The organism is Paenibacillus sophorae, assembly GCF_018966525.1.
Taxonomy (GTDB): Bacteria; Bacillota; Bacilli; order Paenibacillales; family Paenibacillaceae; genus Paenibacillus_AQ; species Paenibacillus_AQ sophorae.
In genome coordinates, this window is the sequence record NZ_CP076607.1 from 1,495,744 (window position 1) to 1,522,351 (window position 26,608).

Sequence of the window (26,608 nt, forward strand, 5' to 3'; positions counted from 1 at the left end):
AAAGGTGGGTTTCATATGAGCAGTTACCATCAACAAATCTTAACTGTGCTTGAACGCATCGAGCGTGAAGAAAACGTTCGGATCCTGTATGCCTGCGAATCAGGCAGCCGTGCATGGGGGTTCCCTTCAAAGGATAGCGACTACGACGTAAGATTTCTCTATGTTAGACCGGTAGACTGGTACTTATCAATCTTTGAGAAGCGGGATGTCATCGAACGGCCGATAAGTGACATGCTGGACATCAACGGGTGGGATCTGAGAAAGGCCTTGAACCTGTTTCGCAAGTCGAACCCGCCCCTGCTTGAGTGGCTCCAATCTCCGATTGTATACAGGGAGAACCGCGCGATAACCGAGCAAATCCGCCGGATCTCTCCTTTAACCTTTTCTCCAAGATCATGTATCCATCACTATCTGCATATGGCCAAGGGAAACTACCGCGACTATCTTCAGGGGGACCAGGTCAAGATCAAAAAGTATTTCTATGTTCTCCGCCCGATTTTGGCATGTGAATGGATCGAGAAATACAACACCATGCCCCCGATTGAATTTGATCGTCTGGCCCAGGAGCTTGTGCCAGCGGGAAGCGAATTAAAGGCGGTTATTGACGGGCTGCTGGTCCGTAAAAGAGCGGGCGACGAAATGGATTACGAACCAAGAATCAACCCGATCAATGATTATTTGGAAGAGAAAATAGCGTATTACGAGCGGACGGCACCGGGCATGCGGCCTGGCGATGGAAACCAGGATCAGCGGCTTGATGATTTGTTCCGTTCCGTGCTGAAGGAAGTATGGGGGAAAAGGTGATGAGTACGATTGGAAAGGCATTCTTATAACAGGAGTGAAATAATGTTATGGCATATCAGAATATAAATGGCGTGCTTGTCAGGGGCCAACCCGACGCAGGTGCCTCCCCCAAAAAACAAACAACCGCTTGGACCACAAGGCCCAAGCGGTTATTGTTTACTCAGCGTATCTTATTGTGCTTTTACGAATTCAGCAGCTTTAATACCTGCTTGGCGGCCGAAAATAATGATTTCTGCTACGGAGTTGCCGCCGATCCGGTTTTGGCCGTGCAAGCCGCCGGTCACTTCGCCTGCTGCGAAAAGGCCCGGAATCGGTTTGCCTTCTTTGTTCAACACTTCGGTGTTCGTGTTGATCTTCACGCCGCCCATGGTGTAGTGGATCCCTGGGCCGATCTTAATCGCGTAGTATGGCGCTGCGGACAAGTCGTTGTCCATTCCTGTAGTTCTGCCGAATTCGGCATCCTTTTTATTTTTCACACTGTTGTTCCATGTATCCAGTGTCGTTTTTAGCTGATCCGCCGGAACACCGATTTCTTTGGCCAGCGCCTCGATGGTGTCGGCTGTTTTCACAAAGCCCATTTTTTCATATTGTTGAATCGCTTTGGCGCGGGATTTTACGCCGGAATCAAACACCAGATAAGCGGATTTGTCGGCAAGGGCATTGATTGCAGCGGTGACATTGTCGCGGGTATCCAGCTCGTTTACGAAACGCTTGCCGTCTTGGGCAACGAGGATGGCGCCTTCGCCGCGAACCGCTTCCCCGATGAGATAGGATTTTTCCTGCTGCACGGTCGGGTGAACTTGGATTTGATCCATATCCACAGTTGTACCGCCAACGCTGAGAATCATCTTAATGCCGTCGCCGGTGCTGCCTGCTTGGTTAGTGGTCACATATCCTTTGAGATCCGGTCTGACTTCTTCAATCATTTCCTTGTTGGCCCCGAAACCGCCGGTTGTCACAACGACAGCATTTGAAGCAATCGTTTTTTCGTCTGTTTGGTTGAAGAGGACTTTGACGCCGTTAATTTTGCCGTCTGCTTGCGTAAGCTCCTTCACGTCGGCGTTAACAAACAGCGGAATCCCTTGTTCTCTTACATTCTTCACCAAACCTTTGACCAGGTACTGTCCGATCGCGGAGCCGTCTTCAGGACGGTGTGTGCGCTTTTCGTTCATTCCGCCTGTAATCGTGATATTGTTCAATTTAATACCGATGGAATCCAGCCAATCGATAGCACTTGCAGAATTGTCAACGAAGAAACGAAGCATCTCTTTGTCGTTGGTGCCATGACCGCCTTTTAATGTCTCTTCATAAAATAAATCATTGCTGTCTTGAATGCCTTGCTCTTTTTGGAATTTCGTTTCAGAAGCGTTCATCCCCGAAGAGGATTTGGTTGTATTCCCGCCGGCAACCGGCATTTTTTCAAAAATAACCGGGTTCATGCCATTGGCTTTTGCCTCAAGTGCGGTAGACATACCAGCACCGCCTGCACCGACAATGATGATGTCGTATTTATCTTTCAGTTGATCGATCGGCGTATATTCGGTTGTGGACGCTCCCGAAGTTGCTTCCGCAGTTGCTCCTGCTGTTGGTCCCGCAGTTGCTCCAGCAGCTTCTTTGTTCTCCGTGTTGTTGCTCACGTTCCCGCCGCCGCATCCCGCGATAACGAGCAGGACCGAGAGAACGAGAATAAGAGCCGGTAATACTTTCTTTTTCATTGTTTTAACCCCCAGTTTTAAATCTCTTTATTCAGATGAAAGAAAGAACCAAACAAAAAAGGAGGGGGTAACGGACGAAATTGGAAGTGAAGCAGCGCCAGCGTGGCCTTAATTCTCTGGACTTCAAATCTTATTTCGCGGTAACGTCCCCGATCTCCATCGTTATCCTCTTTAGTTCATCATATTAAGTATACCATCAACCTTAATTAATTGTGAAGTATTTCACAATTATGTTGAAGTATGTCCTTGATAATGTCACAGTACAAATTTCAATGCAGCGTGAACCTGAACTGTTATGATGGATGATACTTCAAACTTAACTTCTGGCAACATTCATATACATGATGACTTCTGGTTAGGTATGATAGGAATTAATTCAAATCAGAGAGGGGTTATGGGTATGAATATAGAGAACAATGAATTTGATTCGGAATTTTGTAATGTAAAATATGTGTCGGAAGACAATTTAGTATTTCTTACATGGAAAAAATTTTGCTGCTATGATGACTATAGAACCCCAACATCATTCGCTTTGGAATTGCTTAAGAAATATCCGGGCAGTAATTTTGTTGTAGATGCGAGAAACGGATTTGAAGATGAACCTGAAGATGTAGAATGGGGATTTTCTGTACTGCTTCCGGCTATGTCAAATACAGATTGCAAATATGTTGCATTCATCATGAATGAAGTGAACGAAATAGAAGAAGAGATGGATATGTGGACGAAAGAATTCATGAAGTATTTTACGGTGAAGAGAGTTAAAAGTTATGAAGATGCGGTCAAGTTTGGCTTGAACGCCAGTAAATAGCGATAATTCAAACAAAAAGAAGACGCTCGGAGGCAGATTAGCCTAGCGTCTGTTTGCGTCGCTTCCGCTCTAAAAGAGCGACCCCTCCGGCGCGAATTGTGGCGGTGGAGAGCAAACCAAGCGGGCAGCGGCGGGTGACGGAGTCGAAATACCTTAGACATACATCTTTTATCAAGTCAAAATCCGCCCCAGCGTTTCATCGCTGCGAAGCAGGTGCAGTGCCTTCTCCCGCATCTCCGGCAGATGCAGATAGGTCCGGCGGGACGGCTTGATGGATGGGGCCAAGTCAATCGCCCGTTCGAAATCCTCCCGCTTCATCCCGAGCGTCGCGACGAAATCGAAGAATCCGGTTTCGCCGAGGAATTTGCGAACCCGCTCCACCCGGTGCTCCTGCACGAGACACATCAGGTAAGCGGCTACGCCCACCTGAATCCCGTGAAGCTGCGGGCGCTCCATAATCTGGTCCAGGGCATGGGAAATCAGGTGCTCGCTGCCGCTTGCGGGCGCGCTGCTTCCGGCAATCTCCATGGCAATCCCGGAAAGCGTAAGGGAATCCACAATCTCTTTAATAAAAAAGAACTCGCGAATATCGGTGTAGGGCATGCGCACAATGCTGTTCACCGATTTTTTGGCCATCATCACCGCGAAGTCGTTCACGCGGGTGGCGCCAAGCGATTCCTCAAACCGCCAGTCGAAAATCGCCGGGATTTTGGAGAGGATGTCGCCCAGTCCGCTGTAAAGAAATTGAATAGGCGAATTCCGGACAAGTCCAAGATCGACCAAAATGCCGTAAGGCATCCGGGCGGGAACCGACGTGCGGCGGCCCTGGACATAAAGGGAACAGCCGGAACTTGCAAAGCCGTCATGGGCGACCGAAGTCGGCACGCTGATAAACGGCAGACCGTTTAAAAACGCGATATATTTCGCAATATCCAGACCCTTTCCTCCCCCGATACCGACAATGGCTTCTGTACGAGCAGGAAGTGTAAAGGCGATACTGGCAATAGATTCGAGGCTGTTGTCCAGAACATCCCGGTTGTCCAGAACTTCAAGCTGCGCTTGCTCCGTCAAGGATTTAATAATTTGCGGCTCACATAAAGGGCGAATGCCTTCGCCAAAGCAGAGCACAATGCGCGAGAACCCGGCCTTGCTGAGCAGCTCCCCAAAATGGGAAAGAACCTGGTCCCCAACCTCTAGGAGCACAGGGATTGCTACTTCGTGGGCTTGGCGCTTCATTCAGGCCACCCGTTTTCGTTCAGATAGCCTGAAATGGCATGATAATTTTCAACCGGCACATGACTGACTCCGTCCTGCGTTAGCAGATTGTGCAGCTCGCCGCGGGCAAAAGCGATGTCGGCCGCTTTGGCCGCTTCAAGGTCCGGTTCGCTGTCGCCGGCAAATAAAACCGTTCGATAGCGCCCCCGGATATCCTCAAGCACCTTGCGTTTATCCAGCCCGAAAACCTTCGAGAAAAAAGGGTTTGCGGTGTCTGGAACAATCCGCAGCGCGCCGTTCTCGTGTACGGCCGGCATGGAAATGACCGTTACATTCGGGATTTCCAGCGCCTGCATAAGCCGCTCGATATACCATGACGTACCCGCGCTTACGATATAAAAATCTCCCCCGCGCGCTTGAACCTCATGAACAAAATCAATCGCCCCCGGAGTGAGCGGGATTTTACGGATCTCATCCAGTAGCTGCTCTTCGGTAAGATTAAGCTTGCCGAAAATATGGTTAAGGAACTCCACATCAATCTTCTTTGTTTTCTTCCAGTCCTGGTAAAATTGATGTCCCCATTCCGGAAAAAAACGGTCAATCATCAAGTGGTAAAAATCCCGCTGCGAAAGCGTGCCGTCAAAGTCGGAGAGAAAAGCAAATGGTTTCATTTTAATGGACCCCCCAGGAATAAAAGTATTTCACAATTTAAGATTACCATACTTTTTTTAATTATTTAAAGGAATGTCCATTTCAGAAACAAGGGTAGGGGGCCGGATTAATTATTCCGATATGAAGATTTTTTTCGCAACGGTTATAGCGTTCAATACTTTGGGGAATCCGGTGTATGGAGAGCATTGCAGCAGTGCTTCAATCACTTCTTGTTTCGTTAGACCTACACGAATTGCAGCATTGAGATGAACGTGCAGCTGCGGTTCGCATCCGCCTTGAGCGGTCAAGGCTCCTAACGTGACAAGCTGGCGTTGTTTAGAGCTTAGTGCCGAACGGCTGTATATTTCACCAAATGCAAATTCGATGATTTGTTCAGCTAACAAGGGAGCGATATCGGCGAGTGAATCAGCAACTGCTTCGCCATGTGCGCCGTCGATTTCTTGAAGTTTGGCTAAGCCTCTTTCCCGCCGTTCGTCTATATGATTGAGCAGCTCGTCCTCGATGTTTACTTCGATATTTTGTTCGGCAAAAAGCTGTTTCGCAACCTGAACAGCATTTAATGCACGGGGAAAGCCGCAAAACGGAATGCAATGGGTAGCAATTTCTATAATTTCGTTCGGGGTGATCCCAACTTTCAGGCCGAAGTTCATGTGCCATTTAAGTTGATTTGGAGTATCGCCTAATGAGGTCAATGCTGAGATTACGATCGTTTCCCTTTGTTGATAGGTGAGTACAGGACTGCTGAATACTTGCCCGAAAAATTCAACAATGTATCTGCTGATGTGGGGAGCTGTACCACTTAAACCATTTATAACTCCTTGGATACCTGCTTCATCTGTTTCTTGAAAAAGCTTTATTCCGTTCTCATATGATGAGTTCATCGCTTTGTTGCCTCCATTATAAATTTTCTGATTCCCATTGACGGTAAATCTCAATTTTTTCGTTAATAACTTCATAATGCTCTTGAAGCCTCTCAATCTGCTCCGCTAACCTGTTCTTGTGGGCTTCCAGCAGAATCCTCCTTTCTTTGGTTGAAGCGGGTCCTTGTCTCCGCAGCTCGGCGATCTGCTGCATTTGCCTAATGCTCATTCCTGTGGTGCGAAGCCTTACCAGAAAACGAATCCATGCCAAATCGGCAGCCGAATATTGGCGGTGACCGTTCGACCCCCTGGTTATAGAATGGATCAGACCGTTCTTCTCGTAGTAACGCAAGGTATGTGCGGTGATTCCGGTAAGGGTTGAAATGTCTTGAATGTTCAAATTTTCTTCCATAGAGCCATATTACATCTTGGAGTGCGCTCTAAGTCAATAGAACCCTGATCCGGTATTTCCCCATATTTGGCTGCATAAATTTTACATATGCCTAATCATGATCTCTGAAATCTTTTCTGAAAATTAATTAAAATTTTATTGAATAATACAAATTCCTGTTTTATAATGACGTCATAGAACTTGTATACAGGTTGGGATTCAAGATGGGGAAGGGGCAATGGATGGATGAGCTTTCGTTTACAAGTGTCGGCATCGACATAGGAACCAGCACGACGAAACTGATTGTCAGCAGGCTTCGGCTCGGGCGGGTATCGGGGGCGTTCCATTTACCCCGCTATGAAATTGTAGAACGGGAGCTGCATTATGCAAGTCCCATTTACTCTACGCCGCTGCTGTCCCAAGATGAAATCGATATGGATGAAGTTGCCCGGATTTTGCGGCGCGAATATGATCACATCGGTTTGAGCTTATCGGAGGTGAAGTCGGGAGCCGTCATCATTACTGGAGAAACGGCAACCAAGACGAATGCCCGGCGGGTCGTGCATTACCTGGCGGAGCGTTCCGGGGATTTCGTCGTAGCTGCCGCCGGAGCGGATCTGGAAGGGCTGCTGGCCGGCAAAGGGTCCGGTGCCGAACAACGATCCAGGGACTTTCCGGGAGTTGTGGCGAATGTCGATATCGGGGGCGGTACGGCGAATGTCGCTTATTTTCGGGCAGGGAGAGCGATCGGCACCGTTACCTTCCATGTCGGGGGGCGGTTGATCAGACTCGATGAGCAGGGTCACGTTCATTCGGTTTCTCCGCATATGCTGAAATGGCTGCAGGAACGACAGATTCCGCTGGCGGCAGGCAGGAAGACGACGCCGGATCAGTTCAGAGCGATTGCTTCCGCAATGTGCAGCGAAATGTTGGCATACTTGGCCAAGGAACCTGTTGATCCTTCTTTTCGGCACCTGATCGCCGGATTGCCGCCCGCCGGACCGTTGCCGGGAATTGACGAACTCATGATTTCCGGCGGGATCAGCACCTTAATGGCAAATCGGGAAGTCCCGGAGTCCATGGATGCTATTTCCAGGTACGGAGACATTGGACCGCTTCTGGCCTGCTCGCTGCGGCAGCAAGCAGACAAATGGCCGTTCCGGATTGTCACTTCCGATCAAACCGTACGAGCGACCGTCATCGGAGCCGGTATGCAAAGCGTGGAAATCAGCGGTTCCACCGTACATATCGATCCGTCTGTGCTGCCGCTCCGCAATCTCCCGGTCCTCCATCTGGAATACACCGGGATGCCGATTGAGGACTGGAGCCGGGCGGCAGATGAGGCCATGCTTGAGGCCTCCCGGTACGCTCTGCCGGAAGCCGAAGCTCCCTGCGCCATCGCTTTAAGCGGAGAAGTCATCCATTCGTACGCTGCAATGCAGATGGTTGCCCAGACGCTGCTGGACACGTTTACCGCTCATTTTTCCAGCGCGAAAATGATGGTCGTCGTCTGCGAGCATGACATGGCCAAAGCGCTGGGCCAGGCTTTATCGATCCGCTGCGGGAAGCGTCTGGGCATCGTATGTATCGATCAAATTCGGGTGGAGCGCGGCGACTACATCGATATCGGGGAACCGCTGCCCGGCTTTCTCGTTCCTGTTGTGATTAAGACATTGGCATTTTCATAACCGATGGGGAAAGGAGGTGACCGGATGATCAAGAGCATGACAATGCTCGGGTACACCTACCATTTTAACAGTCTCAAAGAAATTCTGGCCAAAGCGAATGAGGAGAAGTCGGGCGACCAGTTGGCCGGAATCGGAGCAGCGGATGCCCGTGAACGGATCGCCGCCAAGTTTGTGCTGGCCGACTTGACGCTGAGTGAAATAAGAAGTGATCCGCTGCTGCCGCCCGAAGAAGATGAAGTGTCGCGGGTGATTGAAGAGGCGATCGACGAGACGGTGTATAACGGGATTCGGAACTGGAGCATCGCCGAGCTTCGCGAGTATATCTTGTCCCATAAGGCCGGGCCGGATGATCTGAAGCGAATCGGTTCCGGCATGACCAGTGAAATGATTGCTGCCGTCGCCAAAGTGATGTCCAATCTCGATTTGATTACGGCGGCTTCCAAAATCCGCACGATTACCCGGTGCAACACCGAAATCGGGCAGCGGGGCGTGCTGGCCACAAGGGCGCAGCCGAATCATCCTTCGGACAGCATTCCCGGCATTTTGGCCGCTACGTACGAAGCGCTCAGCTACGGCGTCGGAGATGCGGTCATTGGGATCAACCCGGTGATCGATTCAGCAGAGAGCGTCCGGGCGATTTTGTCCGCAACTAAAGAAGTGATGGACCGGTGGAGCATTCCGACCCAGAATTGTGTCCTTGCGCATGTAACGACCCAAATGAGAGCGATCGAACAAGGGGCTCCTATGGATCTGTTATTCCAAAGCTTGGCCGGAACCGAACAAGGCAATAAAGGCTTCGGCGTAAATATCCGGCTGCTGGACGAAGCGGATGAGCTGATGCGGTTGAAGGGCGCTTCACAGGGGCCGAATCACTGGTATTTTGAAACCGGGCAAGGCTCTGAGCTGTCCTCCTGCGCTCATTTCAGAATTGATCAAGTGACGCTCGAATCGAGATGCTACGGGCTGGCCCGAAAATACAAGCCGTTCCTCGTTAACACGGTTGTCGGTTTTATCGGACCGGAATACCTGTACGACAGCAAGCAGGTCATTCGTGCCGGATTGGAAGACCATTTTATGGGAAAAATGCACGGGCTACCGATGGGTGTGGACGTATGCTATACGAACCACATGAAGGCGGAGCAGAACGATATGGAGAACCTGGGCGTGCTGCTGACATCGGCGGGCGTCAATTTCCTCATCGGAGTGGCGATGGCGGATGATTGTATGCTCAATTACCAGTCCCTCAGCTTCCACGATCTCGCTGCCCTGCGGGAAACCTTTGGTTTACGGCCTGCGCCGGCGTTCGAACAATGGCTTGTTAAGATGGGCATTATGGAAAATGGCAAGCTGACGGATGCGGCCGGCGATCCAACCCTCTTTATGGGGTGAAATACATTTACGGAGGTGCAGCATGGAAGATCGCGAGAAATTGGAGGCGTTAATGAAGAGTACTCCGGCGCGCATTGGGGTAGGGCGTGCGGGAGCCAGGCCGCTAACCCATACGATGCTGCAATTCCGGAGAGATCATGCCGCCGCTGTGGATGCTGTTTACGGGGAAGTGGACGAATCGATCCTGCGGCAGCTCGGATTGTTTACAGTGGAGACCTGTTACGGGAACAAGGAAACCTATTTGAAACGCCCGGATCTTGGACGAATCATTACAGACGAGGGCATGGCGGTCATTCGCGAGAGATGCGTCAAACAGCCGCAAATCCAGATTGTCGTGTCGGACGGCTTAAGTGCCGATGCGATTACCGCGAACATCCTCGATGTGTATCCTGCCCTGCTCGATTCCTTGAGAGTCAATGATCTGAACCCGGGAACCTCATTTTATGTGAAAGGGGGGAGAGTCGCCTGCATGGACCACATCGGGGAGGTGCTGCAGCCGGATGCGCTGGTTCTCCTGATCGGAGAACGGCCCGGGCTGGTAACCGCCCAATCCATGAGCGCTTATATGTGCTACAAACCCCGCAAAGGCACGATCGAATCCGACCGGAATGTCATCTCCAACATCCATCCGGGCGGGACACCTCCGCTGGAGGCGGCGGCGCATATCGGCACGATGCTCAAGGGTATGCTGGAGCGTCAAACGAGCGGCACGAACTTTTTCTAAAAGAGGGGGAATGCGTATGCATGTTGTGGAGCGTGACCAATTCGTATTCAGTTTCTCAAGCAATCACGCGCCGGTGTTGACCGTCCAGAGCGGAGACCGCGTTGTTTTGCGGACGAACGACTGCTTCTCCGGACAAATCCGGGGTGATCAGGATCTCGTGACTTCCATCGACTATGGAAAAATCAATCCGGCGACCGGACCGATCTTCGTGGAAGGCGCGCTGCCGGGAGACGTATTGAGAGCGGAGATTATCCGCATTTCGCTCGACGCCCAAGGCGTTATCACGACGCTTCCGGACATTGGGACGTTAATTCACCATTCGGAAATCCGGTCGAAGACGGTGCAGATCAAAGAAGGAAGGCGTGTGCAGTTCTCCGAAAAGATTCAGTTCGAGTGCACCCCGATGGTTGGGGTCATAGGCGTGGCTCCGCCTGGCGGCGAAGTCGCCTGCGGGCATCCCGGGCAGCATGGCGGGAATTTGGACTCGAGCTGCATCGCTGAAGGATCGAGCGTGTATCTGCCCGTATTCGTTCCCGGCGCTTTGTTCGGGCTTGGCGATCTCCATGCCTCTATGGGCGACGGAGAAATGTGCGGAACCGGAGTCGAAATTGCCGGAGAAGTCGAGATTCGCTTAACCGTCCTGAAGGGCGAGCAGCTTGCCGCTCCTGTAGTCGAAACGAAGGATTCCTGGTATGCCGTCTCAAGTGATCATGATGTCATGGCGGCGATCCGGAAAACGAGCGAAGACATGCAGAACATGATTGTTCAGCGCTGGGAGCTGACGCCGACGGATGCCTATTTGCTGATGGGGGCGGTTGGCGACGTGCAAATGAGTCAATGCTGTAAGCCGTGTCCGGTAGAGACGGTTGTTCGTGTAAGAGTACCTAAGCTGGAAGGAATGCCTGACTTGCTCAAATAGATAAAATTTTAAATACCATATTGAAAAGTAAAGGAGTTTATTTTATATTAATCCTGTATACAACTTAGTATACAAGTAACGCATGCAAGCCCGCATGCCGCAAAGGGTGAGATTCTGTTGATAGAGAAAAGTGAGAAAGTTCTTTTGAAAGACACCGCATACGACAAAATCAAAGAAAAAATGATCCGGGGAGATGAAGAATATACATCGGAAAATACTCTGGTTCAGGAATTAAGCATGAGCCGAACCCCGATTCGCGAAGCATTAAACCGGCTTCAGTACGAAGGCTTCCTGAAAATATTGCCGAATCGGGGCATCGTCTTCACGGAGTTGTCCGTAGAGGAACGCAACGAGTTGATCGATATGAGGATCGCCATTGAGACGTATTCGCTGAAGCAAGCGGCCAATCGTATTAATGATAACGACATTAAGGAGCTTACCCGCATCATCGGCATGCAGGAAGAAGCTTACCGGGCAGGAGATTTTGCCGATCTGGTTGAGAAGGATGCGCTGTTCCATCACTACCTGCTGGAAATCGTCGGGAACTCGCAATTCATCAAGATGTACCGACAGGCGAGGGAGCGGCAGTTCACGGTCCGGGCCGGAAAATGGCTCAAAAATCAGCCGGATGTGCTGCAGACCTTTATAGAAGAGCACAGAACCATTTTGAACGCGATTATTCAAAAGGATATTCCCGCTGCGGTTCAACATTTGGTGGAGCATTTGGAAAAAGGGAAGCTGTAACGCTTGAAACGACAGGAGGGCGAAGCGATGAAATTTCGTGTAGTCATGGCGCAATTGGAATCGACATCGGATAAGCACGTGAATTATGAAAAAGCGGTATTGGCAGTCAGCGAAGCCGTTCGTGACTACTCAGCCCAGATGGTCGTTTTCCCGGAAGTTTTTATGAGCTTCTTCCCCGCGCATACTCCAAAGCATGTCATCGTGGATGACGCCGAGACATTGGAAGGCCCGTTTGTCACTAACATGAGGAAGCTGGCGGCCGAGAACGGCACATGGTTGATATTCGGAATGAAGGAACTGGTCGATGAGAGAAAGTCGGACCGGGTGTACAACACGGTGGTCATTGTTTCAAGCGACGGCTCGATCGCCGGATCGTACCGAAAGACCCATCTATACGATGCGTTCGGGCTTAAGGAATCCGACACGATTATGCCCGGCGACAGTCTCTTCGAGCCGATTCAAACCCCTTTTGGAAAGCTAGGATTGTTCGTCTGTTACGAGCTGCGCTTCCCCGAGATTGCCCGCTACCAGGCGGCCAGGGGGGCGGAAATCATTATTGTCCCTTCCGGCTGGGTCCGCGGGCCGATGAAGGAGCATCATTGGAGCCACTTGATAACGGTTCGGGCATTGGAAAATACGGTGTTCATGGTTGCCTGCAACCAGGTGAGCGATTTCTACAGCGGACAAAGTCTTGTTGCAGATCCGATGGGCGTCCTGATGGCCGCCGGTCCGGAGACGGAGGCGCTTATCGCATGCGAAATTGACCTGTCCCGAATCGGAAGTGTGCGTTCCAAGCTCCCATCGTATGAACAGCGAAGACCCGAGCTGTATGCAGCAATGATTTGATCCCGGAAGGAGCAACTTCTATGAATAAACTGAGCAAGCTGCTGTACGATCAACAGTCCGCTTATGGCATGATCGTAACGCTGAAGGACCCTGCCGTCGTGGAGATGCTCGGACATGCCGGGTATGATTTTGCCATCATTGATATGGAGCATACGACGATGGACTTCGGGCTGGTGGAGCATATGATTCGGGCCGCAGAGTGCGTTCAGGTGTCCTCTGTGGTCCGAACCCCTCAGAATGACTATGGCGCCATGCTGCGTGTGCTCGAAGCGGGAGCCGACGCCATCATGGTTCCTCATCTCACAACGCGGGAACAAGCCGAGCGAATCGTCGGCACGGCAAAATACCGTCCGATCGGCTCCCGGGGACTCGATGGCTCCTCAAGAACCGCGCAGTATGGCACAACCCCTTTCCTGCAGCATATTAAACGGCAAAACGAACGGGTCACCGTGATCGGCATGATTGAAGATGAATCGGCTTTAACCAATCTGGACGATATTGTCAGTGTCGCCGGACTGGATTTGCTCTTTGTCGGTCCTGCGGACTTGGCTTCCTCGCTTGGCTACCAAGAGCAATTCGATCATCCCATCGTCATGGAGGCCATCGAAGAAATTGTCAGAACGACCCGCGAGGCCGGGCTTGGCATCGGTATTCCGGCGTTTACGGCGGAGGAGGTGGACAGGTATTCCGGGTGGGGGGCTAATTATTTTACAGTTCCGCCGATTGATACGCTCCTCTTCAGCCGGGCCATGACCTCCCATCTGTACGATGTGAAGCGAAATGAAAGATTGTCCATGATGTAGGCCAAGGATGTCTTGCTGTTCATATGACCAAACCTAAGGAGGAAAATAAGTATGCGATGGAATCAGGCTGGGAAAGCAGTGGGACTTATGTTGATTGTGTTGTCTTTACTCTTGTCTGCGTGCGGTTCGAATCAAGGGGCGGCGAATGAGACCGCGACGAAAACGGAAACAGAAGCCAAGGGACTGGTTATCACGTTAAAAGGAGACCCTGTCGGCTTCGATCCTCAAGATACGACCGATACCATTTCCAGCCTTATCAATTATCAAATCTACGACAGGCTTGTTACCTTCAATGAGAAGATGGAGGTTGTTCCTCAATTGGCCAAAAGCTGGACAACCTCGGAGGACGGCAAAACCTGGACCTTCGAGCTTAATACGGGGATCACCTTTACCGATGGTACTCCTTTTAACGCGGAAGCGGTAAAAGCCAACTTCGAACGGGTTGCCGACGAAGGGAAAAATTTGAGTCAGCATTCGCTGGTAGGCTCATTTATCGATAACATTACTACGAACGGGGAGACGGAGGTTGTCTTCCATTTAAAAGCCCCGCAGGGAGCCTTCCTTGGGAACCTGGCTTCCGTTGCCAGCAGTATTCTCAGTCCCAAGTCCATTAAAGAGAACGAAGAGGGAATTGCCAAAAACCCGGTTGGAACCGGCCCGTTCAAATTAAAAGAATTTGTGACCGGAGATGCGGTCGTGCTTGAAGCCAATAAGGATTATTGGGCCGGAGCGCCCGGAGTCAGCAGCGTTACCTTCAAAAATGTTCCCGAAACCGCCTCCCGCGTAATTATGCTTGAAAATGGGGAATCCGACCTGATGGAAGGTGTTCCGATTACGGAAATCGAACGGCTGAGTCAGAACAGTGAGTTGGTCATCAATCCGATCAAGGCCAACCGGATCGCGTACATCGGGTTCAATACGACGGTCAAGCCTTTTGATCAACCGGCGGTGCGTCAGGCGCTGAACTATGCGATGGATAAAGAAACGCTGGTGAACAAGCTGTATGACGGCCGGGTTACCGTTGCCACCTCCGCCATCGCGTCGAGAACAATCGGGTACAGCAATGTAGGCTCTTATCCTTTTGATATGGACAAAGCGAAGCAAATGCTGAAAGACGCGGGAGTTGTACCGGGAAATTACAAGTTCAGATTAATTCTGGCCGCAAATGTCGTTCAAGACAAACCGGCCGCCGAATTTGTTCAGAACAGTCTGCAGCAATTAGGGTTTAATGTTGAGCTGCAAACACTGGAGCTCGGCACCTATTTAGAGACGCTTAAAGACCCCAGCAAATACGATTTGTTCGTTAGAGGGGCGCTTGCGACTACCGGCGATGCCGACCCCTTGTTCCGGGACGCCCTCTTATCGACCAGCGCTACAAATTATGCCCATTACAACAATCCGGAAGTCGACAAATTGATACTTGCAGGGCAAGCGCAATTTGACCAGACGCAGCGTCTGGAGAGCTACGCGAAGGTGCTGGAGCTGGTCAAGGAAGATGCGCCATGGATTTTCCTCCATGAGGATATGGCACGCTACGGAATGTCCAAGAAGGTCGAAGGAATCACCTTCCTCCCAACTTATATCTATGATTTGCGCAAGGCGGTCAAGAATTGAACGAAAATGAATCGTAAGGAGGAATCCTTTTGTTAAGCTATGTCGTAAAGCGTGTGCTGCAAATGATTCCGACCTTGTTCGGCGTATCTCTCCTCTGTTTCATCATCATCCATTCGGTTCCGGGGGACCCGGCGCATTTAATTGCGGGAGTTGATGCGACCGAGGAGCAGGTGCAGAGCGTCAAGGAACGTCTGGGTCTGGACCGGCCGTTATACGAGCAGTATTTCAGCTACGTGTCCAATTTGCTCCAGGGTAATCTGGGCGAGTCGCTGCAATCTGAGAGACCGGTCCTGCAGGAAATTATGACGAGGTTTCCTAATACGATCCTGCTGACGGTGTTCTCCGTTATCATTATGGTTATCGTCGGTCTGTTTGCCGGAATCCTATCCGCTACGAAGCCGAATAGCATAAGGGATAATGTTACGATGATGTTCTCGCTGTTCGGCATATCGATGCCGGTGTTCTGGTTCGGAACGATGCTCATTCTGTTGTTCTCCTACTATTTGCCCCTGCTTCCTTCCGGAGGAAGCAGCGGGCTCCAGCATTTCATTCTTCCGTCCGTCGTCTTGGGCTTGTCCTCCTCCGGAGTTCTGGCGAGGTTAACCCGTTCCAGCATTCTGGAGGTTATTCATCAAGATTTTATCCGTACCGCGCGCGCCAAGGGGGTCAAGGAAAGACTGGTCATCTACAAGCACACATTGAAAAATGCGCTCATTCCGATCATTACGATCATAGGCCTGGAGTTCGGCACTTTGCTCGGCGGCGCCGTTCTGACGGAGACGGTATTCTCGATGAACGGACTTGGCCGGTTCATTATCCAATCCATCGAGTTTCGGGATTATCCGGCTGTTCAGGGCTGCATTTTGTTCGTCGCTACGATCTTCGTCGTTGTTAATCTCTTAGTTGACCTGTGTTACAGCGCAGTAGACCCCAGAATCAGGTATGAGTAGAAGGGAGCGTACGCAATGAGTAAGACCTCAATCCTTCTGATGAGCCGAGAAACAGAGGACACGGTATATCATCGGCGCTCGCCGTGGACATTGATGATTCAGAGGTTCAAAAAAAATAAACGCGCCATCGTAGGATTATGGATGGTTATCATCTTTGTATGTATCGCGATTTTCGCGAGATGGTTAGCGCCGTATGATCCGATTGCGCAAAATATGCAGATCATATTGAACCCGCCTTCGTTAAGCCATCCGTTCGGGACGGATGAATACGGCCGGGACATTTTATCGCGGGTCATTTACGGAGCGCAAATCTCCTTGATGGTTGGAGTTGTCGGGGTGCTGATTTCCATCGTATTCGGTGTGGCTCTCGGCACAATTTCGGGTTATTTCGGCGGAAAAGCCGACATCTTGATTATGCGGGTGATGGATGTATTTATGGCGTTTCCAAGCTTCCTGCTTGCACTCGCTATTGTCAGTGTATTGGGTCCGGGCATGGTGAATGTGATGATCGCGATCGGCATCTTCTCGATTCCCGCCTTTGCGAGGATTTCCCGCAGCTCGGTCATGTCCGTAAATAACAAGGAATATATCGAGGCGGCGAAATCGATGGGGTCCGGCCATGTGCGCATCATATTCAAGCATGTGATTCCGAACAGCATTGCACCGATTATCGTATTGTCCACGATGCGTATAGCGACGGCCATTCTTACAGCCTCCGGACTAAGCTTTCTCGGAATGGGCGCCCAGCCGCCGACGCCTGAGCTGGGGGCGATGCTGAGCTCGGGAAGGGATTATTTAAGATCCGATCCTCATGTCAGCACGATACCCGGCTTGGCAATTATGTTCATGGTCCTTGCCTTTAATATGCTGGGTGACGGGATTCGGGACGCGCTCGATCCGAAAATGAAGCTGTAAATGCCGTACACTTGGGGGAGGGGAAACTTTGGAACGTGAACTGCTAACGATAAAAGGGCTGAAGACCTATTTTTATACGGATGAAGGGGTGGTCCCGGCCGTTGACGGTGTGGATATCACCATCCGCGAAGGGCAGACCGTAGGCGTTGTCGGAGAGTCCGGCTCCGGAAAAAGCGTCACCTCCTTAACGGCGATGCGATTAACCCCGGGTAAAGTGATGGAAGGCTCCATTCTGTTTGACGGCAAAGATCTGCTCACTCTATCCGAGCAGCAAATGCAGGATGTCCGGGGCAATGAAATGGCGATGATCTTTCAGGAGCCGATGACCTCGCTGAATCCGGTATTTACGGTCGGGCAGCAGATTGGAGAAGCGGTTCGGATTCATTTAAAGTACAGCAAGAAGCAGGCCAGAGCCCGGTCCATTGAGATGCTGAAGCTGGTCGGTATCCCGAGACCGGAACAGATCGTCGACGAGTATCCCCATCGTTTATCCGGAGGGATGAGGCAGAGGGTGATGATTGCGATGGCCATGGCGTGCAATCCCAAGCTGCTGATTGCCGATGAACCGACGACTGCGCTGGATGTAACGATTCAGGCGCAAATCCTGAATTTGATGAAAGAACTGAAATCAGCGCACGGTACGGCGATCCTGCTCATTACGCATGACCTTGGTGTTGTGGCGGAAATGTGTGACCGCGTGGTGGTCATGTACGGCGGCAAGGTCGTTGAAGAAAGCGACGTTATTACGCTCTTTACCGAGCCGAAACATCCGTATACGCAAGGGCTGATGAAGTCGATGCCGACGCTGGACTCGGAGGAGAAGCGGCTCTATTCCATCAAGGGAAGCGTACCGATTCCCGGCAGCTTGCGGGAAGGGTGCTATTTTGCTCCCCGCTGCGAATTCGCGATGGATGTCTGCCGCAGACAAGCGCCGGAGCTTACGGAAATTGGGCAGGGACACTTCACAAGATGCTGGCTCCATGCATCCGAGGGAGAGGAATGATCACAATGAAGCAGCCTTTGCTTGAGATCAGAAATTTAAAAAAGTATTTCCCGATTAAAAAGGGGATCTTGGGCCGGACTGTAGGCCATGTAAGAGCGGTTGACGGATTGGATTTTACGATTTATAAGGGAGAAACGCTCGGATTAGTAGGGGAAAGCGGCTGCGGAAAATCGACAACGGGGAGAACGCTTCTCCAACTGCTCCATCCGACAGAGGGACAGGTCTATTATCAGGGGAGAAATCTCGTGGGACTGCCTCCAGCCGAGCTCAGAAAGGTCCGCAAGGATATGCAGATGGTATTTCAGGACCCGTATGCTTCCCTCGATCCCCGCCTCACCGTCTTCGATATTATCGCCGAGCCGCTGGAGATCCACAATGTTGCCCAAGGTAAGGAAAAAACACGGCGAGTCGAGGAACTGCTGAATACTGTAGGCTTAAGCAGCTACCATGCCAAGCGGTATGTGCATGAATTCAGCGGCGGGCAACGGCAGCGGATCGGGATTGCCAGGGCGCTGGCGTTAAACCCCATGCTGATTGTCGCCGACGAGCCGGTCTCCGCCCTGGACGTGTCGATCCAATCCCAGGTCATCAATCTTATGCAGGATCTGCAGGAGCAATTTCATTTGACCTATTTATTTATTGCTCATGATTTGAGTGTGGTGAAGCATATCAGCAATCGGATCGGCGTGATGTATTTGGGACGATTGGTGGAGCTGGCGGATAAGCGGGAACTGTTCGATTCCCCCAAGCATCCGTATACCCAGGCTTTATTGTCGGCTGTGCCGACTCCGAGTCCGTTAATCAAGAAGGAGAGAATTGTGCTGCAAGGGGATGTGCCGAGTCCGGCCAATCCGCCTGCGGGCTGTACGTTCCACCCAAGATGCAGCGAATGCATGGCGATATGCAAGACGGACAAGCCGGTATTGAGGCAAGTGGATGGACGTTACGTTGCCTGTCATTTGTACAATTAAAAGCAGGGGAGGATGACAACTCAGCATGAATCCGTTATTCAGGCAGCCTTGGCTGCAAAAAGGAGCGACGACATTATACGCTTGTCAATTCGACCAACGCTTCTCCTATTGCGCTTACGTTCCCGATTGTTATGACGGCGAGCAACCCGGGAACCATCCGTTTGTTGTCTTAATACACGGTACAGACCGTACTGCACAGAAATATAGAGACGGATTCAAGGAGTTTGCCGAGGCAACCGGAGCCATCATATTGGCTCCTTTATTTCCGGCGGGGATTATCGACCCGGAAGAATTGAATGCTTACAAATTTATCGAATCTCACGAGATTCGATATGATGAGATTTTGCTCGCTATGATCAAGGAGTTTTCCGGCAAATACGGTGTGGCCTGCGATAAGTTTTTGCTCTTCGGATTTTCCGGCGGAGCCCAGTTCGTTCACCGGTTCTATTATCTTCATCCTGAACGTTTACATGGTGTTTCAGTCGCTTCTCCAGGCAATGTTACTTTATTGGATGAAACGAGGGACTGGTTTGTAGGGACACGGGGAGCCGCTGTACGATTCGGCAAGGAAATCAATGAAGAGCTGTTGCGTAAGGTACCCGTCCAGTTGGTGATTGGAAGCGAGGATAACATGGTCCTGAAAACCGGAGCTGAAAATCCGTTCTGGCTCGAAGGCGTGGATGCTGCGGGAAGCAGCCGCTTGGAGCGGATTCGAACGTTGAGAGACGGTATGGTCGAGAAGGGGATTTCGGTCCGGTACGATGAAGTGCAAGGGGTCTCCCATGAAGGGATGAAGCTGTTTGAGCCTGTTCAACGATTTTTTGGAGAAGTGTTGAGCAGGCTTGAAGCATTTTGAAAGGAGCGGGTTCAATGTTTCGATTAAATCCGAGAGTTCAGGGCGTCACCCCGGACCTGTTATCCGTTTATGAGCAGGTGATGCCTTCGACCATCGGCCACATGACCGATTTCGGTTTTTTGAAAGGTTTGCAGCCGCTGTTTCGGCCTATACGCTTCGTGGGCAATGCGGTAACCGTCCGCATTCCCCATATGGATTCTTCCGCCGTACATAAAGCGCTGGATATCGTCATGCCGGGCGATGTGCTTGTGATCGACATGTCCGGTGACACGGATCGTTCCTGCTGGGGAGGAATTTGCTCCTATATCGCCAAGGCCAAGAAGCTGGCCGGTGTGATTGTAGCAGGCTGCGTCAATGATGTTCAGGAGATTCTCGAACTGCAGCTTCCCGTGTTTTCGCTCGGCGTAAGTCCCTTAACGACACGGATTTTGGGGCTTGAGGGAGAAATCAATACGGTCATCAGTGTGTGCGGAGTCGCTGTACGTCCGGGTGACCTGATTGCGGCCGATGACGATGGAGTGTTCGTGATCGATCCGAACGATGCCATGAAGTATGGCCTGAAAGCCATTGAAATCCAGAATGCCGAAACCGAGTTGAAGCGAAAATTAAACGAAGGTATTACGCTGGCTTCGATAAGCGGAGCTGACCAATGGTTTTGAGTGATGCGAAGCCATATAACGGGAGGTCGGCATATGGCTTCGCATGTCCCATTAAAGCTTAGTTTGCGGACGGAACTAGCGGAATATCTCCAGCATCCGACTCATAAAAACTAACTTCTAACGGGTTTCTATCCACTAATCTTGGATAACGATACTTGGCGTAGCCTACCATAACGGCGCCTGTTATTTTCTTCCCTTCAGGAATATTGAATAATTTCAGCATGGGGGAATGATCCTTAAGAGCAATCTTCTCAAATATTCCAGCCCAACATGAACCTAATCCAAGCGTTGGCGCATATAGCTCCAAATAGGCCAATGAAAGAATGGAGTTTTCTCTTCCTCTTGGAAAATCCTCATCAGCAATGGCGAGAACAAGAGCGGGGGCTCCCCGTAAAATAGTGTCGATACCTTGCTCATGATAAGGTTTGAAAAAGTTATCTCTTCCCCGACTGAGCTGGGCATCACTTTCCAATCCTTCCACTGCAATTGCAACAGCCCGGTTAATGACATCCCTATTGTCTATTATTTTATAGGACACGCCCTGCAGATTGCTTCCGGTAGGGGCATAATGCGCAATATTAACAAGCTGTATTAGCTGTTCTCTTGGAACGGGAGCGGCTTTATAAGACCGGATGGAACGTCTTGTACGAAGGAAGTTTTCCGCCTCCTCCGGGCTTAATTTTGGCAGCTTTCTTGAGCTCGTTTGATCAGCAAGCGGTGTTTTCTTGTTATCAATAGCTTCTCTGGGACAGACCGCTACACAATGGCCGCAGGCAATACAGTTTTGCGGGTAAACTTCTTCCGGACCATTTTCTCCAAGCTTCAATGCCTGCTCCGGACACTCGCTTATACAAATCCCGCACTTCGCACATTTCGCTTGATCTACAGTTATCAAATTCATGTTTATCCTCCCCGATCGCTATCTTCTCTTTCCTACTTGTCGTTTGCTCTGATCTGATGATACAATACATTCAGATATAAATAAAATGAATATTATTCATAGGAGGCATATCAAAATCGGTATGAATGATGCACAATTGCAGTTAATCGTCAAAATTGCGGATACGGGAAGCTTTACTAGAGCCGGACAGGAACTGAATATGACACAGCCTGCCGTAAGCCGTGCCATATCCTCACTCGAAGCTGAGCTTGGGGTGGTCCTGTTCATTCGTAACCGTCGTAATGGGGCAATGCTTACGGATATCGGGAAGCGTATCCTCCGGATTTTCAGGGAGATTTTGCAGGGGTTTGAGAAAGTTGATCAGGAGATTGCCAAGGAAAAGGGACTGGAAATAGGGACGATTCGAATCGGAGCATTTCCGGTAGCCTCCGCCCATTTTATTCCCAAGATTATCCGCTGTATTTCTGAAAAATATCCGAATATCGAATTTTCGATCCTTGAAGGGACCATAGCCGAAATCAAGGAGTGGCTGGAAACCCGGTTCATTGATGTAGGATTGCTTATTCCGCCGGTTAATGAGTTTGAGACGTTTCCGTTATACCGTGAAAAAATGTTCGCCGTTCTAAGAGACGACCACCCATTATTTAAACAGACCGTAATACGAGTACAGGATTTGCAGGACGAACCGATGATTATATGCAGAGCAGGCTTCGAACCGCCTGTTATCGATTGGTTCAATAAAGCCGGAATGAATCCTCGGGAAAAATTTGTGGTCTTTAACTACAATACAGGCTTAAACATGGTGCAAGAAGGACTGGGAATGGCGATCATGTCCGAGCTGTCGTTATACAATCTGCCTCCAAACGTCGGCGTTCGCGAGATTGATCCGGAGGGATACCGGGATATTCATATCGCAGTTCACTCGTTAGAGGAATCGTCAATCGCTGTAAAATTATTTATTGAAACAGCACTTCAGCTATTTGCTTAACTGCTATGGTATTCCATTAATCTGGATAAATCACCCCTATACGACACATGCTATTACAGTAAAAGTTGTGTACGGAGGTGCTACGGATGATGATCTGGCGACGAAAACGGCTGAGCAGCAGTACCCCGGCTATGGATGATCCTGTTGCCACAGAAGAAACGTTGTCTGCCGAGATCAGTCAGAATGAAGCCTTTGTGAAGCAAGCGTTTCAAAGGTGCTCGGATTTGGTGATCCGCAAAATTAATCATCTAGACGGGACGCTAAGGCAGATCATTGTTTACTTAGAAACTTTGGCAGATGACAAGAAAGTGAGTGAGCAGCTCGTTAAGCCGTTAACGGCCGATCAGCACAACCGGAGGGCCGTTGAAACGGAAACGTGGGAAGGCGAATCGATGCCGGTTGACAAAAAGGTTGTGACGTCCAGATGGTCGGAAATTATCCGGCTTGTCCTGCGCGGGCATGCTGCCGTGTTCACCGAAGGCGAAGATCACGCCGTTTGCTTTGCAGTGAATGCCATAATCCAAAGATCTATCGAGGAGCCATCGTCGGAACAGGTCATTCGAGGCGGCAAAGAAGGGTTCATTGAAAGACAGTCCGTTAATGTTGGGCTGCTGCGCAATTATCTTCGTACTCCGCGTCTGAAAATGGAGGCTTATAGCGTAGGCGAGTTGACGGAAACGAAGGTGCTGGTTGCTTATATCGAAGGACTTGCCGATGATACCGTCATCGATCAGGTACGAAACAAAATTGCTTCCATCCAAATCGACGGCGTATTGGAATCCGGCACCATTGAGGAACTGATCGTAGACGATCCGTTTCCTATTTTTCCCCATGTACAAATAACGGAACGGCCGGACGTCGTTGCAGGGAGCTTGCTGGAAGGAAGAGTCGCTATTCTGGTCGATAACACTCCCTTCGTTATGATCGTACCCACCACGTTCTGGGCCGGATTGCAGGCAAGCGAAGATTATTATCTTAACTCCCCCGTAGCCACTTTCACGAGATGGGTCCGGTTTATTTTTTTGTTTGTGGCTATTTTTGCCCCTTCCTTCTTTGTTGCGGTGACGTCTTATCATCAGGAAATGATCCCCACCAGCTTGCTGCTGAGCATCGCCTCTGCGCGGGAACCGGTGCCTTTTCCGGTCATGATCGAAGCGTTAATCATGGAAATTATGTTTGAGGCACTGCGGGAAGCCGGTATTCGCTTGCCAAGGGCTATAGGCCAGACAGTAAGCATCGTCGGCGGTCTTGTCATCGGACAGGCGGCCGTGCTGGCGGGCATTATTTCGGCGCCCATCCTTATCGTCGTATCGACGACAGGCATAGCGGCCTTCCTCATTCCACGGTTTAATTTCGCCAACGGAGTCCGCCTGCTGCGGTTTCCGATCATCCTTCTGGCGGGATCGCTGGGATTATACGGGATGGCGCTCGGTTTCTTGGGCATTCTGCTCTATGTCGTCCATTTAAAATCGTTTGGGGTTCCTTATTTTACGCCGGTAGCTCCCTTTTCGCTCAGAGCCTTCAAGGATGTCTGGATCCGGGCGCCCAGAAACAATGGCGGCGGTCTATCCGGCCCCTCCTACGAAAGAGCTGTAAAAGCACCGCGGCAGGAGGGAGGAGAGTAGCTTGAAGCGAGTGATGCTGATCGGGATTTTGTTGTTGATTCCGCTGATCCATACCGGTTGTTGGGACCGGAAAGAAATCAACGATATCGGTTTGGTTATGGCAACTGCGATTGATCTGGCGGAAGACGGACAAATGCAGGCAACCCTTCAGGTGGCCGTTCCATCTCCTTCCTCGCAAACGTCCGGCGCCTCGAAGGAAACGGAGCGCTTCTTTTTAATTTCGGACGTTGGAAAAAACGGGATTGAAATTGAGCAAAAGCTTCAACAAAAAATGTCCAGAACGTTATTTTTTTCGCACCGCAGCGTGATCCTGGTCGGGGAAGCTTTGGCCCGTAAAGGCCTGGATGATATATTGGATACGTTCACCCGGAATCCGCGAAACCGTTTGAAAGCCTATATACTGGTCGTTAAAGGGAAAAAAGCGGGGGATCTTCTTCAAGTTGAATACCCTTATGAGCTTGCTCCCTCCGAAGCGTTGAAGGAAATGGAGATGCTGCAGGGAAAAGGAACGGTTGCTACGCTGCGCGATTATATGATTGCATCTGCAAGCGAGGGAATGAGCCCGACAACCGGTGTATTGGAGCCGACCGTTTTTCGCAGCTCGGGGAAAAAAGACGAAAAGCCACTGTTCCGTATAACCGGAACGGCAATTTTTAAATCGTCAAAATTGGTCGGGTTTTTAAATAATACGGAAACGCACGAATTTCTTTGGTTCAAGGGAAATAAAAAGGGGGATGGCATCGCTGCCGGCCTGCCGGACGGCATGGGAAATGCGGCTTTCAGCGTAACCTCCAGCAAAACAAAAATCAAGACCGATTGGAATAGCAATCCGCTCAAATTTCATATTGATCTAACAGCAAAAGGGGATTTGGTTGAGAACGATTCCAAGCTTGACGTATCCAACTCGAACAACCTCAGAACAGTGAAAAAGGCGCTTGAGAAACAGGTGGTCCTAAATATGGAGGCTTTTCTGCGGAAAATCCAAACTGAATATCATGCGGATATTGTCGGCTTCAGCCAGCAGCTGCAAAGAGATAACCCGAAGAAGTGGCGCACCGTGGAGAAGGAGTGGGACCGCTATTTTACGGAGGCCGACATTTCTGTAACGGTAAATCTCGCCATCAACAATACCGGTGAAATCGGGCCTCCATTGCAATTTAAAGACAAGGAGATCATGAAGTGATGCTCATACTGCCGGCTATATATGTCCTTTGTCTTGGCGCTTTCACTTTCATTCAAATCCGCCGGTTGTGGAGCCGGAACGAGACGCGGGAAGCTTGGATCTATGGGTTATCCATGGCTGTGTCCACCGTCACCGGCGCGCTTCTGATCGCGGGTATCGAGTTCCCGACCTTTGTCCTGCCGTACAAAATCGTATTTGAATCGATTGGGAAATCGATTTTGTCCCGTTAATGGTTTACAAGCTTTGCTTTGATCGTATCAATGGCAAGCAGCAGACAAGGGAGCAAGCTTTGCATGAAGAGAGCCAGAATCGGATAAGTGAACGTAATCCAGACTTGAAATTCTACGGCACTTTTGAAAATCCAAACGGAACCGACAGCGGATAACACCGTGATTGGAACAACGGTTTTTCGGTAATTTTTCGCGCCGAACAGTTGGGTTGCGCTTATGCAGAGCATATACAGCAGCATGGCCACCTTAATGAAAATACCGAGAATCCAGATCATAATGGCGATAGCTTCCAGCCTCTCCAAAGGCCCGATTATATCGGTGTATTTGATGACATTTAGAAAAGCGAAATTCATCCGCGGCGTGATCGGACCGAACACCATGATGGTCAGGGCGTCGATGGCCATAATCAGCAGAACGATACCGCAGAGCGCCGTGAGCAATTTTTTGCGGGCCTGCTGCGGCTTCTCGTTCAAGTGCGGGAGGAACCATCCCAAGAAGAAGAATTGGCTCATCCAGGCGGACGGAACGACCGAACCTTTGATGACCGGAACGAGCCCCTCCGCGAGCACAGGAGTTAACCTTGCAGGGTCCGCATCCCGGATGGAAAAGATGAAGATGGGGAGCAGCAGCATAACGACGATAAGTACAATGACCTCATTGCATCTGCCAATCGTTTCAATCCCGGCCAGTACGGCGAGGCCGCACAGTAACAGCAGCGATATGATCAATACGAGCGAAGGCGTATTCATCAGGAGAACGTTGTTCAGAAATCGCGCGTGTTCGTTTACGGTGCTGGAAATAAAGAAGAACAAATAGTAAGTGAAAAAAACTCCGACAAGCTTGCCGCCCCATTTCCCGCAAATCGCGGCCGTGTACTGCATGATGGAGTGACCGGGGTAACGCCTGGACAGTGCCGTCAGTACATAGATGTTCACGATCCCCGTTAATGAAGCTGGGAGAATCGACAGCCAGGCATTTTGCTTGGCGAAGGCTACCATGATTCCCGGAACAGACAAGATCAGAGTAGATACGATAAAGGTGAAAAAAAGCAGGCTGAGCTGATAACCGGATATTTTGCCGCTGGACTGCACGCTTACTCTCACATCTCTTCATAGGTTGGTATCCTTCTATTTTT

Annotated in this window: 27 protein-coding genes; 20 read left to right on the forward strand and 7 right to left on the reverse strand. The window is 50.4% G+C overall.

Annotation, left to right across the window (positions count from 1 at the left end):
• Positions 1–15 precede the first annotated feature (15 nt).
• Positions 16–804 (forward strand): nucleotidyltransferase domain-containing protein, encoded by a 789-nt coding sequence (locus KP014_RS07020; protein WP_036590901.1) that lies wholly within the window; start codon positions 16–18, stop codon positions 802–804.
• A 170-nt stretch (positions 805–974) separates the two neighbouring features.
• On the opposite strand, the gene KP014_RS07025 is transcribed toward KP014_RS07020, so the two are convergent.
• A complete protein-coding gene (locus tag KP014_RS07025) occupies positions 975–2,519 on the reverse strand; it encodes a flavocytochrome c (protein ID WP_036590899.1) in 1,545 nt (514 codons plus the stop codon).
• A 295-nt stretch (positions 2,520–2,814) separates the two neighbouring features.
• Here KP014_RS07025 and KP014_RS07030 point away from each other — a divergent pair, with 295 nt between their 5' ends.
• On the forward strand, positions 2,815–3,327 hold the full coding sequence (locus KP014_RS07030; protein ID WP_216700471.1) for a hypothetical protein: 513 nt from the start codon (positions 2,815–2,817) through the stop codon (positions 3,325–3,327).
• Positions 3,328–3,498: 171 nt separating this feature from the next.
• Here KP014_RS07030 and KP014_RS07035 read toward each other — a convergent pair whose 3' ends face one another.
• The 4 genes from KP014_RS07035 to KP014_RS07050 form a co-directional block, all read right to left on the reverse strand.
• A complete protein-coding gene (locus KP014_RS07035; protein WP_036590894.1) occupies positions 3,499–4,563 on the reverse strand; it encodes an iron-containing alcohol dehydrogenase family protein in 1,065 nt (354 codons plus the stop codon).
• The gene (locus KP014_RS07040; protein WP_036590892.1) at positions 4,560–5,213 is read right to left on the reverse strand and encodes an MtnX-like HAD-IB family phosphatase; all 654 of its coding nucleotides are present in this window, start codon (positions 5,211–5,213) and stop codon (positions 4,560–4,562) included. The genes KP014_RS07035 and KP014_RS07040 overlap by 4 nt, the downstream gene beginning before the upstream one ends.
• Before the next feature lie 111 nt (positions 5,214–5,324).
• Complete coding sequence (locus tag KP014_RS29215; protein WP_090834401.1) at positions 5,325–6,170, reverse strand: carboxymuconolactone decarboxylase family protein; 846 nt, start codon at positions 6,168–6,170, stop codon at positions 5,325–5,327.
• Positions 6,112–6,486, reverse strand: a complete 375-nt coding sequence (locus KP014_RS07050; protein ID WP_036590890.1) for a MerR family transcriptional regulator — start codon at positions 6,484–6,486, stop codon at positions 6,112–6,114. Before KP014_RS07050 ends, KP014_RS29215 begins: the two co-directional genes overlap by 59 nt.
• 221 nt (positions 6,487–6,707) lie before the next feature.
• Here KP014_RS07050 and KP014_RS07055 point away from each other — a divergent pair, with 221 nt between their 5' ends.
• From KP014_RS07055 to KP014_RS07120, 14 genes are all read left to right on the forward strand, one after another.
• Positions 6,708–8,153 carry an ethanolamine ammonia-lyase reactivating factor EutA gene (locus KP014_RS07055; RefSeq protein ID WP_036590888.1) on the forward strand — a complete coding sequence of 482 codons (1,446 nt, stop codon included), beginning with the start codon at positions 6,708–6,710 and terminating at the stop codon, positions 8,151–8,153.
• A gap of 24 nt (positions 8,154–8,177) precedes the next feature.
• Positions 8,178–9,542, forward strand: a complete 1,365-nt coding sequence (locus KP014_RS07060) for an ethanolamine ammonia-lyase subunit EutB (RefSeq protein ID WP_036590887.1) — start codon at positions 8,178–8,180, stop codon at positions 9,540–9,542.
• Positions 9,543–9,564: 22 nt separating this feature from the next.
• Positions 9,565–10,266, forward strand: coding sequence for an ethanolamine ammonia-lyase subunit EutC (gene eutC, locus KP014_RS07065; RefSeq protein ID WP_036590884.1), 702 nt, complete (start codon positions 9,565–9,567; stop codon positions 10,264–10,266).
• 16 nt (positions 10,267–10,282) lie between these two features.
• Entirely contained in the window at positions 10,283–11,185 is a 903-nt protein-coding gene (locus KP014_RS07070; protein ID WP_036590882.1) for an acetamidase/formamidase family protein, read from the forward strand.
• A gap of 117 nt (positions 11,186–11,302) precedes the next feature.
• Complete coding sequence (locus tag KP014_RS07075; RefSeq protein WP_051499560.1) at positions 11,303–11,929, forward strand: GntR family transcriptional regulator; 627 nt, start codon at positions 11,303–11,305, stop codon at positions 11,927–11,929.
• A gap of 27 nt (positions 11,930–11,956) precedes the next feature.
• Complete coding sequence (locus KP014_RS07080; protein ID WP_036590881.1) at positions 11,957–12,775, forward strand: carbon-nitrogen hydrolase family protein; 819 nt, start codon at positions 11,957–11,959, stop codon at positions 12,773–12,775.
• Between the two features lie 20 nt (positions 12,776–12,795).
• Positions 12,796–13,578: an HpcH/HpaI aldolase family protein gene (locus tag KP014_RS07085; protein ID WP_051499558.1), complete on the forward strand. Its 783-nt coding sequence runs from the start codon at positions 12,796–12,798 to the stop codon at positions 13,576–13,578.
• Positions 13,579–13,629: 51 nt separating this feature from the next.
• Positions 13,630–15,192: an ABC transporter substrate-binding protein gene (locus KP014_RS07090; RefSeq protein WP_036590880.1), complete on the forward strand. Its 1,563-nt coding sequence runs from the start codon at positions 13,630–13,632 to the stop codon at positions 15,190–15,192.
• 29 nt (positions 15,193–15,221) lie between these two features.
• The gene (gene nikB, locus KP014_RS07095) at positions 15,222–16,142 is read left to right on the forward strand and encodes a nickel ABC transporter permease (protein ID WP_036590879.1); all 921 of its coding nucleotides are present in this window, start codon (positions 15,222–15,224) and stop codon (positions 16,140–16,142) included.
• A 39-nt stretch (positions 16,143–16,181) separates the two neighbouring features.
• Entirely contained in the window at positions 16,182–17,057 is an 876-nt protein-coding gene (gene nikC / locus KP014_RS07100) for a nickel transporter permease (RefSeq protein ID WP_090834423.1), read from the forward strand.
• Between the two features lie 28 nt (positions 17,058–17,085).
• Positions 17,086–18,060: an ABC transporter ATP-binding protein gene (locus KP014_RS07105; protein ID WP_036590876.1), complete on the forward strand. Its 975-nt coding sequence runs from the start codon at positions 17,086–17,088 to the stop codon at positions 18,058–18,060.
• 5 nt (positions 18,061–18,065) lie between these two features.
• Positions 18,066–19,031, forward strand: coding sequence for an ABC transporter ATP-binding protein (locus tag KP014_RS07110; protein ID WP_036590910.1), 966 nt, complete (start codon positions 18,066–18,068; stop codon positions 19,029–19,031).
• A gap of 25 nt (positions 19,032–19,056) precedes the next feature.
• Positions 19,057–19,887, forward strand: coding sequence for an alpha/beta hydrolase (locus KP014_RS07115; RefSeq protein ID WP_036590875.1), 831 nt, complete (start codon positions 19,057–19,059; stop codon positions 19,885–19,887).
• A gap of 14 nt (positions 19,888–19,901) precedes the next feature.
• Positions 19,902–20,546 carry an RraA family protein gene (locus KP014_RS07120; RefSeq protein ID WP_036590874.1) on the forward strand — a complete coding sequence of 215 codons (645 nt, stop codon included), beginning with the start codon at positions 19,902–19,904 and terminating at the stop codon, positions 20,544–20,546.
• Between the two features lie 58 nt (positions 20,547–20,604).
• Here KP014_RS07120 and KP014_RS07125 read toward each other — a convergent pair whose 3' ends face one another.
• On the reverse strand, positions 20,605–21,447 hold the full coding sequence (locus KP014_RS07125) for a nitroreductase family protein (RefSeq protein WP_051499556.1): 843 nt from the start codon (positions 21,445–21,447) through the stop codon (positions 20,605–20,607).
• A gap of 121 nt (positions 21,448–21,568) precedes the next feature.
• Between KP014_RS07125 and KP014_RS07130 the strand changes: the two genes are divergently transcribed.
• The 4 genes from KP014_RS07130 to KP014_RS07145 all read left to right on the forward strand — a co-directional run bounded on the left by KP014_RS07130 (position 21,569) and on the right by KP014_RS07145 (position 25,473).
• Positions 21,569–22,435 (forward strand): LysR family transcriptional regulator, encoded by an 867-nt coding sequence (locus tag KP014_RS07130; protein ID WP_139210619.1) that lies wholly within the window; start codon positions 21,569–21,571, stop codon positions 22,433–22,435.
• A gap of 86 nt (positions 22,436–22,521) precedes the next feature.
• On the forward strand, positions 22,522–24,060 hold the full coding sequence (locus KP014_RS07135) for a spore germination protein (protein ID WP_051499554.1): 1,539 nt from the start codon (positions 22,522–22,524) through the stop codon (positions 24,058–24,060).
• Between the two features lie 10 nt (positions 24,061–24,070).
• On the forward strand, positions 24,071–25,243 hold the full coding sequence (locus tag KP014_RS07140) for a Ger(x)C family spore germination protein (RefSeq protein WP_246590736.1): 1,173 nt from the start codon (positions 24,071–24,073) through the stop codon (positions 25,241–25,243).
• Positions 25,240–25,473, forward strand: a complete 234-nt coding sequence (locus KP014_RS07145) for a hypothetical protein (protein ID WP_139210618.1) — start codon at positions 25,240–25,242, stop codon at positions 25,471–25,473. The genes KP014_RS07140 and KP014_RS07145 overlap by 4 nt, the downstream gene beginning before the upstream one ends.
• Here the strand turns inward: KP014_RS07145 and KP014_RS07150 are convergent.
• Positions 25,470–26,576, reverse strand: a complete 1,107-nt coding sequence (locus tag KP014_RS07150) for a GerAB/ArcD/ProY family transporter (protein WP_090834399.1) — start codon at positions 26,574–26,576, stop codon at positions 25,470–25,472. The two genes, KP014_RS07145 and KP014_RS07150, sit on opposite strands and share 4 nt — an antisense overlap.
• Positions 26,577–26,608 lie beyond the last annotated feature (32 nt).

Coding starts and splice junctions, on each gene's coding strand:
- KP014_RS07030 (WP_216700471.1), top strand. CDS start 2,815: ATGATGGATGATACTTCAAACTTAACTTCTGGCAACATTCATATACAT.
- eutC (WP_036590884.1), top strand. CDS start 9,565: ATGGAAGATCGCGAGAAATTGGAGGCGTTAATGAAGAGTACTCCGGCG.
- nikC (WP_090834423.1), top strand. CDS start 16,182: ATGAGCCGAGAAACAGAGGACACGGTATATCATCGGCGCTCGCCGTGG.
- KP014_RS07035 (WP_036590894.1), bottom strand. CDS start 4,563: ATGAAGCGCCAAGCCCACGAAGTAGCAATCCCTGTGCTCCTAGAGGTT.
- KP014_RS07060 (WP_036590887.1), top strand. CDS start 8,178: ATGATCAAGAGCATGACAATGCTCGGGTACACCTACCATTTTAACAGT.
- KP014_RS07050 (WP_036590890.1), bottom strand. CDS start 6,486: ATGGAAGAAAATTTGAACATTCAAGACATTTCAACCCTTACCGGAATC.
- KP014_RS07125 (WP_051499556.1), bottom strand. CDS start 21,447: ATGAATTTGATAACTGTAGATCAAGCGAAATGTGCGAAGTGCGGGATT.
- KP014_RS07090 (WP_036590880.1), top strand. CDS start 13,630: ATGCGATGGAATCAGGCTGGGAAAGCAGTGGGACTTATGTTGATTGTG.
- KP014_RS07080 (WP_036590881.1), top strand. CDS start 11,957: ATGAAATTTCGTGTAGTCATGGCGCAATTGGAATCGACATCGGATAAG.
- KP014_RS07020 (WP_036590901.1), top strand. CDS start 16: ATGAGCAGTTACCATCAACAAATCTTAACTGTGCTTGAACGCATCGAG.
- KP014_RS07085 (WP_051499558.1), top strand. CDS start 12,796: ATGAATAAACTGAGCAAGCTGCTGTACGATCAACAGTCCGCTTATGGC.
- KP014_RS29215 (WP_090834401.1), bottom strand. CDS start 6,170: ATGAAGTTATTAACGAAAAAATTGAGATTTACCGTCAATGGGAATCAG.
- KP014_RS07070 (WP_036590882.1), top strand. CDS start 10,283: ATGCATGTTGTGGAGCGTGACCAATTCGTATTCAGTTTCTCAAGCAAT.
- KP014_RS07135 (WP_051499554.1), top strand. CDS start 22,522: ATGATGATCTGGCGACGAAAACGGCTGAGCAGCAGTACCCCGGCTATG.
- KP014_RS07130 (WP_139210619.1), top strand. CDS start 21,569: ATGAATGATGCACAATTGCAGTTAATCGTCAAAATTGCGGATACGGGA.
- KP014_RS07040 (WP_036590892.1), bottom strand. CDS start 5,213: ATGAAACCATTTGCTTTTCTCTCCGACTTTGACGGCACGCTTTCGCAG.
- KP014_RS07055 (WP_036590888.1), top strand. CDS start 6,708: ATGGATGAGCTTTCGTTTACAAGTGTCGGCATCGACATAGGAACCAGC.
- KP014_RS07120 (WP_036590874.1), top strand. CDS start 19,902: ATGTTTCGATTAAATCCGAGAGTTCAGGGCGTCACCCCGGACCTGTTA.
- KP014_RS07110 (WP_036590910.1), top strand. CDS start 18,066: ATGAAGCAGCCTTTGCTTGAGATCAGAAATTTAAAAAAGTATTTCCCG.
- KP014_RS07025 (WP_036590899.1), bottom strand. CDS start 2,519: ATGAAAAAGAAAGTATTACCGGCTCTTATTCTCGTTCTCTCGGTCCTG.
- KP014_RS07115 (WP_036590875.1), top strand. CDS start 19,057: ATGAATCCGTTATTCAGGCAGCCTTGGCTGCAAAAAGGAGCGACGACA.